The following is a 15,117-nucleotide window of genomic DNA, read 5'->3' on the forward strand; positions in this document are numbered from 1 at the left end:
AGCACGTCAGGCCACACCCACCGGTCGGCAAGACCGAACACCAGAACGCGACAACCAGCCACAACAACCAACAAAAGGTTTAATCACAAGCTGAGTGGCTGGGACGCGGCGGTGGCGCGGGTTCCGGCGGGGGACGGCGCCGTCTACCGGGGCTGGATGCTCAGCGGTGAGCGGTATGCGGCGATGGCGGGGGCGCTGGCCGCCCGTGGGGTGACGCTGCGTACCGGGGCCGAGTGTTATCGGCGGGCGCACGAGTTGCCCGGCTGGTATGCGGCGGCCGTGGGCAGCACGCCCGAGTCGGCGTGGACCGACGGTGACGGCCGGGAGGGTTTTCGGCGGGCGTGTGCGGCGCTGGGTGACGGTCCGGCGGTGTTGCGGGATTACACGAAGTCGTTGAAGCACTACTGGGCGGAGGCTGCCTATCTGCCGGACGTGGCGGACGAGGCGGCGGCGTGGCGGGTGGCGAGCCGGTTCCGGGAGTTGCGCGGCGACGATTTCGCCGGTGGTTTCGTGGTGCGCCGGTTCGAGTCGTTCACCGGCGCGGAGGTGCGGACGTGGTGGGTGGATGGTTCGTGCCGGCTGGTCACGGCACATCCGGACACCGCGGGGGAGTTGCCGCCCGCCGATGTGCAGGTCGGTGTGGCGGAGGCGGCGGTGCGGTCGCTGGCGTTGCCGTTCGTGACCGCTGATCTGGTGCGGCGTGCCGACGGCCGGTGGCGGATCGTGGAGATCGGTGACGGTCAGGTGAGCGACCTGCCGTCCGGGGTGGCGCCGGGGGAGTTGATCGGGGCACTGTTCGGGGCGTGACCGCGGTCGCGTACCCGTGCCGGTATTGATCTTGAGGGTTGAGGTGCCCGTCGCGTACCTATGCCGGGTCTTGATCTTGGGGGTTGAGGAGGCTGTCGCGTATCTATGCCTGGTCTTGATCTTGGGGGTTGAGGAGGCTGTCGCGTTTGCGGGCGTATTCGTCGTCGGTGAGCACGCCGGCGGTGTGGAGTTCGGCGAGGTGATGCAGGAGGGCGGTGTCTGCGGGCGCCGCGGTGAGCCGCTGCCGGATGAGTTCGGCCAGGTAGGGCGCGGTGGGGCGGTCGGTGCCGAAGGAGATGGTGTGGCCGCCGGTCTCGATGTCGAGCCGGGAGCGCAGGAGCCCGCGGTGGGCGGTGGCCGCGGTGATCGCGGTGATCGGGATCTTCTCGCGGCCGGCCCCGGCACGCAGGAGGGTGCCGGTGCTGGCGAGTTCCAGCCGGTCGGGGTAGACGAGCAGGTAGAGGTCGGCGCCGCCGTCGCGGGTGTGTGCGACGGCGAGGGCGCCGCCGGTGTCGACGCTGTTGCGCTGCGCCTTGGCCAGGGCCCGGCTGCAGTGATCCGGGACGGGGTTCACGACAGGCACCGTAACTCATCGACCGGCGTGCATCGGTTGCGTAGGCTTGCCGTCCATGGACGAACGGGTCTTCACCGAACGTGGTGAGCTGATCCTGCGGCAGCGGGCCGGGCATTTCGAGCTGATCAGCAACGGTGTCTTCCTGATGGACACGCGGTCGGGCGAGTCGGAGCGGGTGCTGGTGCGGGCCGCCCTGGCCGCCGCGCCGCCCGGCCCGCGGCTGCTGATCGGCGGGCTCGGGGTCGGGTTCTCGCTGGCCGAGGCGGTCCACACGGACGCCACGGAGATCATCGTCGTGGAGATCGAACCGGCGGTGGTGCAGTGGCATCGTGGGGCGCTGCGGCCGTTCAGCGAGGGCGCTCTCGACGATCCGCGGGTGCGGGTGGTGACGGCGGATCTGGCCGCCTGGTTCACCGGGACCAGCGACCGGTTCGACGCGATCTGCCTGGATGTCGACAACGGCCCCGGCTGGACCGTCTTCGACCACAACACGGGGTTGTACCGGGCGGCCGGGCTGGCGATGCTGCGCGACCATCTGCGCCCGGGCGGAGTGCTGGCGGTGTGGAGCGCGTCGGCCGAGCCGCGTTTCGAGGCCACCCTGACCCGGACGATCGGGCCGGTCCGTACGGTCCGGGTGCCGGTCGCGCGCGGCGAGCCGGACGTCGTCTACGTGGCGTCATGCGCGGGCGACGACCGCGATGATCTACGGGGAGTTCGCCGCCCGTGAGGCCGCCGGAGAGTCCGGGCGTACGAGGACCTGGCCGTCGCCGTCTCGCGCGAGGCCCGCCTGCTGAGCCTGCTGGACGCGCTGCCGCCGCCGAAACGGCAGCCCAATCTGCTGTTCGCGGTGGGCCGGTCTCTGGGTGCGCCGGTCACTATCCGCCGGCGTTCGTGGAGTTCGCGACGACCGTCCGGTGCTCGCCGCCGAGGTGCCGCGGATGCCACGCCGGCCGTCTCCCACACATCGGTGCTCGATCAGGTTCCGGAGGGCCGTCGGAGTGTCTTCACCGATATGGTGGCCACGGCGCGTGCCCGCTGGATAGCCATGGAGAACCCGACCGTTCGGATCACGCCGTCCTGCCGGATCCTCCGAACGAGCGCCTGCACAACGTGCTTGCCCTGGACGGGCGGCCACTGGCCTGGGCTCGCCCGCACGGCGAGGTCCTGAACTGGTTCGGCGACGACCCATGGTGGCCGGGTCGGGCTACATTGCCGAAGGTGGAGCCCGTATCCGTGCTGCTGCCCGTGGCGAACGCGGTCCTGTCGCAGGCCGCGAAGTCGCTGACCGCCCCGGCCCTGCAGGGCATCAAGACCAGGATTGCGGGCGTCGGTGAGCGCAAGGCCCTGGTCGCCGCCCTGAGCCGGGCCTTCGACCGAGTCGAGCGGGACACCGGGCACCGCTTCTCCGAGGTCGACGTCAACCCCGGGTTCTGGGAGCACGAAGGCGCCGCCGAGCTGGCCAAGGTGCTGGTCCCGGGCGTCGAACCCTCGCCCGCCGTGCTGGCCGAGGCCGCCGTGGACTCGCTCGGCAGGCCGAGGTCCGCCGACGACCGCCTCGAACGGGTGATCGTGCTGCTGCCGGTGTTCCGGTCGCTGTTGGCGGCCCTGGCCGAGGAGGTCCGTGCGGAACAAGCTCTCCAATCGTTCCTGGGCCGTTCCGACGCCGCCGACACCGCGGCCGGTATGGCCCATCTGGTGAGGCATTCCGGCGGTGCCCCGGCCACCCAGGACGACCGGGCCCTCTACCTGCGCTGGATCATCGATCAGAACTCGTATGTGCGGACCGTTGGGCTGGTCCGCAACACGACCGTGCAACTGGAGCTGTCCAGCGTGTTCGTGGGCCTCAGCGCCGAACGCGAACGGAACCCGGGTGACCGGGCTCGGTCCTGGTTCGAGCGCGAACGCGCCGGCCTGATCGCCCGCTTGGAGGCCGGTGAGATCGATCAGCTCGGTTTCGAGGCCGCCGTCGACCGGCTGCATGAGCGGTACCGGCACGATCCGGCCGCGGACGCGGCGCCACCGACCGTGTCGCCGGTCCTGGAGATGGTCCGGGACACCGCGCAGGTCCTGGTGCTGGGGGATCCGGGCAGCGGCAAGACCACCCTGCTGCGATACCTGGCCCTGACCCACGCCAGCGCCCTTTCTCTGGGCGCACAGGTGTGGGGACGCACTGCGCGCCTGCCCATCCATCTGCGGATCGCCGAGTACGCCCGGTATGGCTACCCCGCCTTCAGCATCAGCGAGTTCCTGCCTCGGTATCTGCATCGGATGGAATGCCAGGCGACCGGCCTCGCCGACCTGCTGCGCCGGGAACTCGAGGTCGGCGGCTGCCTGATCCTGCTCGACGGCCTCGACGAGATCACTTCCGCCGAGCGGCGTCGCGGGGTGGTCACCGCGGTCGCCAATTTCATGGGAGCCTACGCGCGCTATGGCAACCATTTCGTCGTCACCAGCCGGATCGTCGGCTATCAGGCGGCGCCGCTGCCGGAGCCGTTCCGGGCGGTTCGGCTGCACGACATGGACGATCCGACGGTCGAGCGGTTCCTCGACCTGTATTGCCGTGAGATCGAGCGCGTCGAGGCGCCGAACCGGACCGAGGCCGCGATAACCGGGGCGGCGGCGCGGGAGGCGGCCGCCATCGGCCTCGCTCTGCGGACCACCCCGGGAGTACGCCGTCTGGCCGCCAATCCGCTCCTGTTGACCGCTCTGGTGCTGGTGCACCGGGCCAGCGGGCGGCTGCCGCACCGGCGGATCGAGGCGTATGTCGAGGTGTGCAACGCGCTCGGGCTTACCTGGCGCAGCGCCCACGGCGTCGACGAGGCCGACCTGCCAGACGAGCGGATCCTGCACCGCTGGCTCACCGAGCTCGGCTCGTGGCTGCACGCCCACCGGCCCGAAGGCGCCGCCGACCGGGTGGAACTGCTCGCGGTGCTCGGCCCGCTGTGGTGCGAACATCAGGGGATCGTCTGGGATCCGGAGACGCTGCGGTCGGCAGACCCGCTCGGTTCCGTGCCCGGCGTCGCGGTCACCGACTTCGTCGCGAAAGTGGAGGCGCACACCGGCCTGCTCGTCGAACGGGCTCCCGGCCGATACGGCTTCGCGCACCTCACCTTCGAGGAGTACTACGCCGGCAGGGCGCTGGCGCTGCTCGGCTCGGCCACCGACCGGATCGCCGCCCTCCGGGGACGGCTGCACGATCCCCGGTACGAGGAGCCGATTCTGCTCGCTCTCGGTTTGATCGGCTCGGGCTATCCGGAACAGATCGACGACGTGGTCGCCGCCGCGATTCATCCCGCCACCGGACGGGCCGACATCTACGAGCGGGTGCTGGGCCGCGACCTACTGTTCCTGCTCCGGCTGCTCGCCGACGACCCGCCACTGGCCACCACCACCATCGACGCCGCCGTCCGCCGTGCCGTCGCCGAATACCTTGACCGGGAGACGGGCCGCGGCCGGTTCGACTCCTACCGGGAGGCGCTGGCCAGCCGGCTGGAGGCGCTGGCCGGCAGCCGGGCCGGCGTGCGGCTTCCGGCCGCCGTGGCAGCCCGGGCGCCAGGCCCCGGCGACCCCGGGCAGGACGGGTGGTGCCGGCTGGCCGGGATCGCCCTGCGTGCCGGCCCCGTCGACCCCGCCCTGGTCAGTCGGCTGGAGACCATCGCGCAGGATTCGGACGAGTTCCTCCAGTACCTGGCGGGACGGGCACTCGCCGCCGTGCAGACGCCTCATCAGGGGATAGACGAGGCGCTGACCCGGCTGCTCGATGGCGGCGGCGTGTGGCGATTCCGGGGTGCCGCGCTGGAGGGCCTGGTCTCACGGCGGGCGCTGACCCCGCCGGTGATCGCCGCGGTGACGCGGCTGGCCGCCCACGGACCGGACCGGAACCCGAGGCTGCTGCGGTCGCTGGACGGCGACGGGCCGCTGCCGGAGCCGATGATCTCCGCCCTGGTGGATCTCGCCGTGGCAGACGATGATCCCCGGGTCCGGGTGGAGGCGGTGCGGGCGCTGGCCCACGCGGAGGCGCTCAACCCCGAGGTGATCGCCGTCGCGGCCGATCTCGCTGTCACCGTTCCCGAGGTGAGATCGGCCGCAGTGCGGGCGCTCGCCGCTGGCCGGGCGCCGGCCCCACCGGTCGTTGACGCCCTGGAAGGCCTGGCTACCGGCAGCGCCGACAAATATGTGCGGTCTCGTGCGATCCAGGCGCTCGCCGACTACGGCCCGTTGAACCCCGTGGTGGTCGCCGCGGCGACATCTCTCGCGGCCGACGACGATTCCGAGATCGTACGGGCGAGAGCGATCCGATCCCTGGCGCTGGGTGGGGTGCGAACCGAACCGGTGATCACCGCATTGGTGCGGCAGGCCACCGGCAACGTCCCGGCCACCATCCGGCGCCGGGCGATCGAGGTCCTGAACCGGGACGGCTTTCTCACACCGCCCGTGGTGGACGCCCTGCTGCGGACGGCGGCCGGCCGCTCTGCCGCCGTGGCGCGGGTGCGGGCAGCGACGGTGCTCGTCTCCGGAGGGGTGGTGGCCGGTCCGGTCGTTGCCGTCCTGGAGGAGATCGCCGGTGGCGGTGGCGACCCCCGAGTCCGGACGCAGGCGCTGGAGTTGCTGACCGAGTGCGGGCCGCTGAGCGAGGTCGCCATGGCCGCCGCCGTCGGCCTGATGTCCCCGGCCGTGCCGCCCTCGGTGTGGGCCCGCTCCGCCCAAGCTCTCACGGCCGCCGGATCCGTGACCGGCCCGGTCGCCGCCGGCCTCGAAGCCCTGGTCACCGGTGACGGGCCGCTGGATCTCCGGGCGCGGGCCCTGGCTGTGCTGGCCGCCGCCGGTGCGCTGACCGAGCCGGCGGTCGCCGGGGCCACCAGCATCGTCACGAAGTCCGAGCCTACGTACGCGACCGCACGGACACTTCACACGCTCATGGCCGGCGGTGTCGTCACGGCCGAGCTGACCGCCGCCGCGGTCCGGTACGCCCGTGACGGCGACGACTGGCTGACCCGCCGCGAGGCGGTGCGGGCGCTGCGGCATGCCGAAGCCGTGCCGCCGATTGTGGAGTTGCTCATCGAGTTGTTCGCCGATGACGCCGGTGACGTCCGCCGCTGCGCCGGCGACACCCTGGCCGACCTGGCGCGAGCCGACCCAGGGCGGGCGCCGTCGATTCGTGCCGCCCTGGCCGCGGCCTGCGACGACCCGAGCCTCGCTGTGACCAGCAAGGATCTGGCCCGGCGCGGCTGGAACTACGCCTACGACGCCCTGCTCGCGGTTTCCCGGATCGGCTGAGGCCTCACTCGGCGAACCGGTTGTCCTTCTCCATCAGGCGGTGGCCGGGCCGCAGCTCGGGGGAGAGAATGGCCTCGTGCGGCCGTTCGCGGACCACGTCGGCGCGGTCACCCGCGGTCGCGGGTCGGCGGTGTGCTCATGAGGGCTCCTGGTATACACGTCGGTGCACCTGCGTGGCCCCGAGCGGACTTGAAATGTTTCAATGGGCGTGTTTGACTTTGTCACGTCACCCACCGTGAGGAAGGGCCCAGCTTGAAGCCGCGCAACGGACGAGCCCCGTCGGTCAAGGACGTCGCCGCCGCCGCGGGCGTCTCGCTCGGCACCGTCTCCAACGTCCTCAACCGGCCCTCCGTGGTCAGCGCCACCACCCGCGAACGGGTCGAGCGCGCCATGGCCGAGCTCGGGTTCGTGCGCAACGAGTCCGCCCGCCAGCTGCGCGCCGGAACCAGCCGCGCGCTCGCCTACGTGATGCTCGACGGCGGCAACCCGTTCTTCCACGACGTCGCCGAGGGCATCGAGACCGCCGCCGAGGCCGCCGACCTGTCGCTGTTCGTCTGCAACTCCAACAGCCGCTCCGACCGCGAGGCCAAACACATCGACCGGCTCGTCCAGCAGCGTGTCCAGGGGATACTCATCACCCCGGTCGACCCGGACGCCGCCCACCTCGCCGAGATCGCCCAGCGCGGCATCCCGTTCGTGCTCGTCGACCGGTTCAGCCGGTCCGGCGGGCACTGCTCGGTCGCCGTCGACGACGTCCTCGGCGGCCGGATCGCCGTCGAGCACCTGATCGACCGCGGGCACCGGAGGGTCGCCTTCGTCGGCGGGCCGTCCAGCATCGGCCAGGTCCGCGAGCGCCTCCAGGGTGCGCGGGCGGTGTGGGCCGAGTTCGGCATGCCCGAGGAGGACCTCATCCACCTGCCGACCGAGGCGCTCACCGTCAACGAGGGCCGCTCGGCCGGGGAACGCCTCGCCGGGCTGCCCAGCCGCCGCCGGCCGACCGCCGCCTTCTGCGCCAACGACCTGCTCGCGCTCGGCCTGCTCCAGCACGCCGTCACCGCCGGGCTGCGGGTCCCCGGCGACCTGGCCATCGTCGGGTTCGACGACATCGACTTCGCGGCCGCCGCGGCGGTCCCGCTCACCTCGGTGCGCCAGCCCCGGCAGGAACTCGGGCGGACCGCGGCACGGCTGGTGCTGGACGAGGCCACCAACCCCGACCACGTCCACGAGCAGGCCACCTTCGTGCCGGCGCTGGTGGCCCGGGCCTCCACCGGTACCGTACGGCGGTGACGCACGAGCTGTACGAGGTCATCCACCGGCGCCGCGACGTCCGGGGCGAATTCACCGGGGAACCGGTCGAGCCCGCCGTCCTCGAACGGATCCTGACCGCCGCGCACGCCGCCCCCAGCGTCGGGCTCTCCCAGCCGTGGGACTTCGTGGTGATCCGCTCGCCCGCCGTGCGCGAAGCCTTCCACCAGCACGTTCAGACCGAACGGGAGACGTTCGCCGCGAGTCTCTCCGGTGCGGCGGCGGAGCGCTTCGCGAAGATCAAGATCGAGGGGGTACGGGAGAGCAGCCTCTCGATCGTGGTCACCTACGACGCCTCGCGCGGCGGTCCGGCGGTCCTCGGACGGCACGCCATCGCCGACGCCGGCCTCTACTCGTCCTGCCTGGCCATCCAGAACCTGTGGCTGGCCGCCACCGCCGAAGGGCTCGGGGTCGGCTGGGTGTCGTTCTACCGCGAGGAGTTCCTGCGCGACCTGCTCGGCATCCCCGCCGGGATCCGTCCCGTCGCCTGGCTGTGCGCCGGGCCGGTCACCCACCTGGAGACCGTGCCCGACCTGGAACGGCACGGATGGCGGCAGCGGCGCCCGCTGCACGAGGCCGTCCACACCGACCGGTGGGGCGGATCGTGAGGCTGCACGTCGGCTGCGCGATGTGGAACCTGAAAGCGTGGCGGTTCCCGCAGCCCGCACTGTCCACCTACGCGAGCTGGTGCAACGCGGTGGAGGGGAACACGACGTTCTACGCGACGCCCACCGTCGACGTCGTCACCGGCTGGGCCGCGCAGACTCCGCCGGACTTCCGGTTCGTGCTCAAACTGCCGCGATCGGTGACACACACCGGAGCGCTGTCCCGCAACGCGGAACTGTCGGAGTTCATCCGGGTGATCGAGCCGCTCGGCGCCCGTACCCATGCTCTGTGGGTGCAATTGCCCGGGTCCTTCGGACCGGGCGACCTTCCGGCTCTCGCACGCTTCCTGCGGAGCCTTCCCGATCATTTCCGGTACGCCGTCGAAGTGCGCGATCCGGCCTTCTTCCACGAGCCCGGCCCGCTGGAGCAGGTGCTCGCCGAGGCCGGCGCCGAGTGGGTGCCGTTCGACACCACCGAGTTCTTCCACACCCCGCCGACCAGCGAGGCCGAACGCGACGCGTGGCTCAAGAAGCCCCGCATGCCACCGCGCACCACCGCCCTGACCGACCGGCCGATCGTCCGCTACCTGGGCCGCGACTCCACCGAACGGACCGTCGACGGCTGGCGGAAATGGGTGCCGGTCGTCGCCGGCTGGCTGCGGGAGGGACGGTCACCGACGTTCTTCGTGCACACCCCGGACAACGCGGACGCGCCCACCCTGTGCCGCCGCTTCCACGACGAGGTGCGCGCCCTTGTTCCGTCGCTGGCGCCGCTGCCGGACATCGAACGGCCGGAGGCCCCGCTCACGCTGTTCTGAGTGCCCCCGGATAGGTTGCCGTCCATGATCAAGACTCGGCGGCGTCTTCTGGACGGGGCACAGTGGGCCCTGCTCGTGATGTACGTTCTCGGCAGCTTCGGCGTGCTCCTGCTGGCCGTGGCGCGCACCGGCGACGTGGGCGCCCTGGCCGACCCGGTGCTCGACCGGCTCGGCGACCCGAAGGATTCCATCCCGCTCGGCTGGGACTCGATCGCCAACCCGTTCGTGTGGATCTTCGGGGCGGCGCGGTTGGCCGGCATGCTGATCATCCCGGTGGCGGCGCTCGGCGTCATCCTCGGCGGGCTGTCGGTGGCGGCCGCGCGGCGCGACGACGACCGGCGCCGGCTGAACCGGTCGCTGCTGCGGATCGGCCTCTGGCTGGTGTTCGTCGCGGTGGCGTTCAGCCCGTACGGGGAGCGACTGCACATCTGGCTGATGGACTGACCGGCCGGAGCCCCCTTAGGTTGGTCCGATGCTGCGGGTTCATGTGGGTTTCCGGCTGGTGTCGGCTTTGGCCGCGTTCGTGATCGTCGCCGACCAGCTGAGCAAGTTCTGGGCCGTCGAGGCGCTGACCGGGCGGGCCCCGGTCGCCGTGGTGGGCGACCTGATCGAGCTGCGGCTGATCTACAACCCGGGCGCCGCGTTCTCCGTGGCGGCCGGGTCGACCTGGCTTCTCACCCTCGTCACCGCCGTCGCGGTGATCGCCCTCGGCGTCGCCGCCGTCCGGGTCCGGTCGCGTGGCTGGGCGGTGGCGCTGGGCCTGCTCCTCGGCGGCGCCGTCACCCATCTCGCCGACCGCCTGCTGCGGGAGCCGGGGCCCGGCCGCGGCCACGTCGTCGACTTCATCGACTACTTCGGTTTCTTCGTCGGCAACGTCGCGGACATCGCCCTGGTGGCCGGCGCCGGCCTGGCGGTGCTTCTGCAGCTGCGCGGCGTGACCCTGACCGGCGCCACGGAGTTCGCGAAAGCCGGCCCCGCCGCCGGATAGGCCCGACCGGCATCGGACATCAGGGCCTGTCCCGTGGATCACGCACGGGTTGCCGAGGCGGTGTCGTATTCGGCCTTCCCCTGGTCGACACCGGCCACCACCTGGATCTCGCCTCGCACTTGGGTGATCCACCGGTAGGCCCTAGAGTGCCGCGTCATGGGCATCCTCTATGACTACTTTCGCGCCGCCACCCCGGACGTGGTCGTCGACCTGATGGATCGCAACGACGCCGGCTCGCCGGCGTCCGCCGACGGCTGGCCCACCCCGGTGGTCGGGCTCAAGGCCGTCGACCCGGCCGTGGTGCTCGGCCGGCTCGTCGGCTTCATCGACCCGGCCGTCAGCACCCGCGACGAGCTGGTCTGGCCGGCCGGCGGCGAACAGGACGCCGAACACATGGGGCCGTGGGTGACGGTCCTCGACGACCGGTCCCGCGACGCCCTGGCCGGTCTCGACGCCGCGCGCATCCCGGAGATCGCCGGCCGGTGGGCCCGGATCGAGGAGTTCGGGCACTACGACGACAACACCGACGAGGCCGCGGCCGAGACGATCACCGAGCTGGCCGGGCTGGCCCGCGACGCCCGCGACTCCGGGGAACGCGTCTACTGCTGGATCTGCCTGTAGGCAGGGGCCCGGCGTGTCACCGGGCCCCTGCGGGGCGGGTCGGGCCGTGCGGGGCCCGGCGTGCCACCGGGCCCCTGCGGGGCGGGTCAGGCCGTGCGGGGCCCGGCGTACCACCGGGCCCCTGCGGGGCGGGTCAGGCCGTGCGGCGCCCGGCGTACCACCGGGCCCCGCGGGCCTCGTTCGGGCGGGTCAGGCGTGCGGGCAGGTGGCGCGGTACTCCTGAATGGCCGACCCGGACGGCGCCGGGCACAGGAACTGGTCGTAGCGGGTGTCGTCGTCGATGAACCGCTTGAGCCAGGACAGGCTGTACTTGGCGGCGGTCACGCTCTGCCCCGACGTCGGCGCGGAGTGGGACGCGTTGTTCAGCTCCAGATAGGCCTTCTCCGGGGCGGCCGACATGCTCGTGTAGAACGGCTCCGAATGCGACGACACCGGGGCCACCGTGTCGTTCTCGGCGCCGACGATCAGGGTGGGCACGCGTACCGTCGACCAGCTCTTGGTGCCGTGCCACGGGGTGAGCGGGACGGCGGCCTGCAACGCCGGACGGGTCCGGGCCGCGGCCAGGCTGCCGCCCCCGCCCATCGAGTGGCCCATCACGCCGAGGCGGTTCGCGTCGATGCGGGTGCGCACCGAACTGGTCCGTGTCAGGTAGTCGAGCGCGGCCAGCAACTGGGTTCCGCGGCTGTCCGGCTGGTCGAGGGTGCTCAGCGTGTCGATGGTGATCACCACGAAGCCCTGTGACGCCAGGCGCGGCCCGAGCCAGGCGACGCTGGACTGGCTGGCCGTGAATCCGGGAGAGATCGCCACCGCGCCGAACGTGCCGGCGCTCGTGGTCGTCGGGTAGTAGATCGTGCCGCCGCCGAAACCGGAGACGCTGGACCGCGCCACGGTGACCTGGGCGATCGCGAACGTGCCGCGGGCGGCCTCGATGCTGGCGTTGGTGGGCGCCGGGCCGCGTTCGTACGGGTTGGCCGCGAGAGCCGGTGACGCGGGGACCGACAGGAACGCGGCAGCCGCCGCGAATGCCGTGGTGAGCAGGGAAAGCTTCCGGCGAAGGGTGGGAACGGGCATGGGAACTCCCTGGGGTAGTGGGGCTCCTGCATCGATGGATATGGATAGAGTTAACTCACCGGTAACAACTCGGTAATCCCATCCCGTACCTGCCGCGGTGGTATGTCGCGGTAAATCGGTTGCCGCCGCCGTGGTGATCCGCGAGGGTGGGCGGCATGACGTACTGAGGCACTTCACCAGCGCATCCTTCGCGGCCCCGAGGCACTTTCCCCGCCCCGCCGCGCCTGACGTCATGCGAAAGAAGACTTGTCTTGTCACCACAGCAGTCCGCCACGTCCACGACCGTCACGATCTTCGCGGGCCCCGGCAGCTGGATCGAGTCCGACGCCGTCGCCCAATGCCACCAGGTCGCCGCCCTCGACGGCATGATCCACGTCGCCGGAATGCCCGACCTGCACCCCGGCAAAGGCGCCCCGATCGGCGCCGCCATGGCCTCCACCGTGCTCTATCCGTTCCTGGTCGGCTCCGACATCGGCTGCGGCATCGCCGTCTACCCGGTCCGGCTCAAACGGGCCGTCCCCGAACGCATCGCCGCCCGCTTCCCCGACCTCGACCAGCCCGTCGACCCCGCCGACCTGACCGGACTCGACATCCCGGCCGGCCACACCGGCCAGCTCGGCACCGTCGGGCGAGGTAACCACTTCGCCGAACTCGCCCGCGTCGACGCCGTCCTCGACGAGACGCACGCGCTCCGTACCGGCCTCACCGCCGGCGACCTGGTGCTCATCGTGCACAGCGGCTCCCGCGGGCTCGGCGAGCGCATCCTGCGCGCGCACACCGAACGACACGGCGCCGGACCCGCCGAAGACCCCGCTGCCTACCTGGCCGCACACGACGGCGCCGTCCGGTGGGGACACCTCAACCGGCGGCTCATGGCCGAACGCGTCGCCGACGCCATCGGCGCCGAACTCGGCGAACCCGTCACCGACGTCTGCCACAACTCCGTCGAGACCCGCGACGGCGTTTACCTGCACCGCAAGGGGGCCGCACCGGGCGACGGCCGCGACGTGCTCGTCGCCGGCACCCGTGGCACCCGGTCCTACCTGGTCGCCGGGCACTCCGGCGCCGACGCCGGCCACTCCGTCGCGCACGGCGCCGGGCGCAAGATGTCCCGCGCCGACGCGCTGCGCCGCGGCAAAGCCAAACACACCGTCGAGGAACTGCGGCGTACGCCGGTGGGGTCCGTCGTCGTCTGCGGCGACCGGCAACTGCTGTTCGAGGAGGCGCCCACCGCCTACAAACGGATCGAGCAGGTGATCGGCGACCTCGTCACCCACGGCCTCGCCACCCCGATCGTCAGCACGGTGCCGGTGGTCACCTACAAGACCGCCGACGTCGCGCCGCGCCGGGGCGGTCGCCGATGACCGCGCCCCGGCGGGCCGTCCGCCCGCTCCCGCGACGCCGCCTCACCATCGCCCGGCCGGCCCGCCGCCGCACCGGCTGGCTCGACCCGCGGCGGCGGGGACGCCGCTTCCGCGGTTGTCCCTTCCAGGCCGCGCCGATCAGCCGCCCACGCCTTCGGCGGCTTCCGGCCGGCCGGTTCCGCGTCGCCGTCGACGTGGCCGGTCACCCTGATCCGCGACGGTTCCCGGCCGCGCGTCTCCACCGGGTACGGGCGGTGGCCTCCGCCCCGGTCAGCCGGCGGGGGCAGCATTCGGTGCTCGTCGGCTCCGCGTCCGTCGGCGGGCGAGGGCAGTATCCGGTGCTCGTCGGCTCCGCGTCCGTCGGCGGGCGAGGGCAGTATCCGGTGCTCGGCGGCTCCGATCGTGTCGGCGGGCGAGGGCAGTATCCGGTGATTGGCGGCTCCGGCGCTGTCAGCAAACGGGGGCAGCATCCGATGCTCGTCGGCTCCGGCTCGGGTCCGGCGCGTTCGGGCCCGGCTGTCGGTGATGTTTCGGCTGGTCAGGTACTCCGGGTCTCGGCCGTGCGCTCGGGCCGGGCTGTCGGTGAGCCGGGCGATCCGACCGGGCGCGACCGTACCCGGCGGGGGCCTCGCGGCGAGGACCGGCGTGACGACGGCTCCCGTCCACCGTCGCCCGGCGCGATCGCGCTGTTCGGCGTGCGCGCAGATCTGGAGGGTCACTTCCGTCCGGTGCGTCCCGCGGCGGCCGGCTTCGGCGGGTGGGGCGAGACCTTCGCGCCGGACGCTGACGGGCGGGACCACCGGACGAGTCCACGGCGTCCCGACGGCGGGCGGGAGACCGGTCGGCGAGTGGAGCCGGGACCGCCGGCGGAGAGCCGTGCCGGATTCGGGCGGGTCATGCGGTGGCTGCGGTGAGCGTACATCTGCTGTTGTCCGCCGGGCGCGGGCCGCGAGAATGCGCCTGGGCCGTGGCACGCCTGGTTCGCCGGCTGGAAGCCGACGCGGAGAAACAGGAGAAGGTGTCGGCCCGGCGGGTGGAAACCGTGGCGGGAGAGCGCGCCGGGACGTTCCTGTCGGTGCTCCTGGAGATCAGCGGAGACGCGGCGGAGACGTTCACCGCGTCCTGGACCGGGACACTGTGCTGGCAGGCGGCGAGCCCCTACCGAAGCGGGCCCGGCCGCAAGAACTGGTATGTGACGGCACAGCGGGTACAGGTCGGGGTGTCACGGACCGTCTTCGACGAGACGGACGTCGACATCGTGCCCTGCCGCACCGGCGGCCCCGGCGGCCAGCACCGCAACAAGGCCGGCACGGCGGTCCGGGCCACCCACCGCCCCACCGGAACCGTGGTCCTCGTCGACACCGAACGGCAGCTCAGCCTCAACCGGGCGATCGCGCTACGGCTGCTGCGTGAACGGCTCGAAGCCGCCGACGCGGCCGCCGGGAGGGCCGTCGACACGGCGCGATGGCGGGTCCACGACGAACTGGTGCGCGGCGACCCGGTGCGCGTCGAACGACCGGATCCCGGCGAAGCCTCCCCACGCCGGCTGGCGTGACGTGCTGCCCGCCTTCCGCCCCGGCCGGTTCCTGCCCCGGCCACGAAGAACGAGATGATCTGGCCGTCCAGGCCGCCGTTGATCCGGCTGAAGGTGACGAGCGCCAGGTTCGCCGCGTTGAGCATCAACTCG

Annotated in this window: 13 protein-coding genes and 2 pseudogenes; 12 read left to right on the top strand and 3 right to left on the bottom strand. The window is 72.3% G+C overall.

Features of this window, described 5'->3' with window-relative positions; all coding sequences use genetic code 11:
- Positions 1 to 111 precede the first annotated feature (111 nt).
- Positions 112 to 807: an ATP-grasp domain-containing protein gene (locus AB0I88_RS39025; RefSeq protein ID WP_361036926.1), complete on the top strand. Its 696-nt coding sequence runs from the start codon at positions 112 to 114 to the stop codon at positions 805 to 807.
- Between the two features lie 103 nt (positions 808 to 910).
- Here the strand turns inward: AB0I88_RS39025 and AB0I88_RS39030 are convergent, their stop codons facing one another.
- Complete coding sequence (locus AB0I88_RS39030; RefSeq protein ID WP_361036928.1) at positions 911 to 1,381, bottom strand: hypothetical protein; 471 nt, start codon at positions 1,379 to 1,381, stop codon at positions 911 to 913.
- A 55-nt stretch (positions 1,382 to 1,436) separates the two neighbouring features.
- Here AB0I88_RS39030 and AB0I88_RS39035 point away from each other — a divergent pair, with 55 nt between their 5' ends.
- The 9 genes and pseudogenes from AB0I88_RS39035 (at position 1,437) to AB0I88_RS39075 (ending at position 10,995) form a co-directional block, all read left to right on the top strand.
- The gene (locus AB0I88_RS39035; protein ID WP_361036931.1) at positions 1,437 to 2,108 is read left to right on the top strand and encodes a spermidine synthase; all 672 of its coding nucleotides are present in this window, start codon (positions 1,437 to 1,439) and stop codon (positions 2,106 to 2,108) included.
- Positions 2,080 to 2,560, top strand: a pseudogene (locus AB0I88_RS39040) (hypothetical protein); the annotation flags it as partial. The gene AB0I88_RS39035 and the pseudogene AB0I88_RS39040, both read left to right, overlap by 29 nt.
- Before the next feature lie 39 nt (positions 2,561 to 2,599).
- Complete coding sequence (locus tag AB0I88_RS39045; protein ID WP_361036951.1) at positions 2,600 to 6,658, top strand: HEAT repeat domain-containing protein; 4,059 nt, start codon at positions 2,600 to 2,602, stop codon at positions 6,656 to 6,658.
- 252 nt (positions 6,659 to 6,910) lie between these two features.
- Entirely contained in the window at positions 6,911 to 7,945 is a 1,035-nt protein-coding gene (locus tag AB0I88_RS39050) for a LacI family DNA-binding transcriptional regulator (protein ID WP_361036933.1), read from the top strand.
- Entirely contained in the window at positions 7,942 to 8,571 is a 630-nt protein-coding gene (gene bluB, locus AB0I88_RS39055; protein WP_361036935.1) for a 5,6-dimethylbenzimidazole synthase, read from the top strand. Before AB0I88_RS39050 ends, bluB begins: the two co-directional genes overlap by 4 nt.
- On the top strand, positions 8,568 to 9,386 hold the full coding sequence (locus AB0I88_RS39060) for a DUF72 domain-containing protein (protein ID WP_361036937.1): 819 nt from the start codon (positions 8,568 to 8,570) through the stop codon (positions 9,384 to 9,386). The genes bluB and AB0I88_RS39060 overlap by 4 nt, the downstream gene beginning before the upstream one ends.
- A 24-nt stretch (positions 9,387 to 9,410) precedes the next feature.
- On the top strand, positions 9,411 to 9,830 hold the full coding sequence (locus AB0I88_RS39065) for a hypothetical protein (protein WP_361036939.1): 420 nt from the start codon (positions 9,411 to 9,413) through the stop codon (positions 9,828 to 9,830).
- A 28-nt stretch (positions 9,831 to 9,858) separates the two neighbouring features.
- Entirely contained in the window at positions 9,859 to 10,374 is a 516-nt protein-coding gene (locus tag AB0I88_RS39070) for a signal peptidase II (protein ID WP_361036941.1), read from the top strand.
- Between the two features lie 156 nt (positions 10,375 to 10,530).
- The gene (locus tag AB0I88_RS39075; protein ID WP_361036943.1) at positions 10,531 to 10,995 is read left to right on the top strand and encodes a hypothetical protein; all 465 of its coding nucleotides are present in this window, start codon (positions 10,531 to 10,533) and stop codon (positions 10,993 to 10,995) included.
- Between the two features lie 189 nt (positions 10,996 to 11,184).
- On the opposite strand, the gene AB0I88_RS39080 is transcribed toward AB0I88_RS39075, so the two are convergent.
- Complete coding sequence (locus tag AB0I88_RS39080) at positions 11,185 to 12,066, bottom strand: dienelactone hydrolase family protein (protein WP_361036945.1); 882 nt, start codon at positions 12,064 to 12,066, stop codon at positions 11,185 to 11,187.
- Positions 12,067 to 12,317: 251 nt separating this feature from the next.
- On the opposite strand from AB0I88_RS39080, the gene AB0I88_RS39085 reads away from it, so the two are divergent.
- Both AB0I88_RS39085 and prfH read left to right on the top strand, forming a co-directional pair.
- A complete protein-coding gene (locus AB0I88_RS39085) occupies positions 12,318 to 13,430 on the top strand; it encodes an RNA ligase RtcB family protein (protein WP_361036947.1) in 1,113 nt (370 codons plus the stop codon).
- 910 nt (positions 13,431 to 14,340) lie between these two features.
- Positions 14,341 to 14,985 carry a peptide chain release factor H gene (gene prfH, locus AB0I88_RS39090; RefSeq protein WP_361036949.1) on the top strand — a complete coding sequence of 215 codons (645 nt, stop codon included), beginning with the start codon at positions 14,341 to 14,343 and terminating at the stop codon, positions 14,983 to 14,985.
- Between the two features lie 44 nt (positions 14,986 to 15,029).
- Here the strand turns inward: prfH and AB0I88_RS39095 are convergent.
- A pseudogene (locus tag AB0I88_RS39095) lies at positions 15,030 to 15,117 on the bottom strand (NADH-quinone oxidoreductase subunit K); the annotation flags it as partial.

The organism is Actinoplanes sp. NPDC049802 (genome assembly GCF_040656595.1).
Taxonomy (GTDB): Bacteria; Actinomycetota; Actinomycetes; order Mycobacteriales; family Micromonosporaceae; genus Actinoplanes.

Bases quoted from the DNA above. Each gene is read 5' to 3' on its own strand.
- AB0I88_RS39035 (WP_361036931.1), top strand. From the start codon at position 1,437: ATGGACGAACGGGTCTTCACCGAACGTGGTGAGCTGATCCTGCGGCAG.
- AB0I88_RS39065 (WP_361036939.1), top strand. From the start codon at position 9,411: ATGATCAAGACTCGGCGGCGTCTTCTGGACGGGGCACAGTGGGCCCTG.
- AB0I88_RS39070 (WP_361036941.1), top strand. From the start codon at position 9,859: ATGCTGCGGGTTCATGTGGGTTTCCGGCTGGTGTCGGCTTTGGCCGCG.
- AB0I88_RS39075 (WP_361036943.1), top strand. From the start codon at position 10,531: ATGGGCATCCTCTATGACTACTTTCGCGCCGCCACCCCGGACGTGGTC.
- AB0I88_RS39080 (WP_361036945.1), bottom strand. From the start codon at position 12,066: ATGCCCGTTCCCACCCTTCGCCGGAAGCTTTCCCTGCTCACCACGGCA.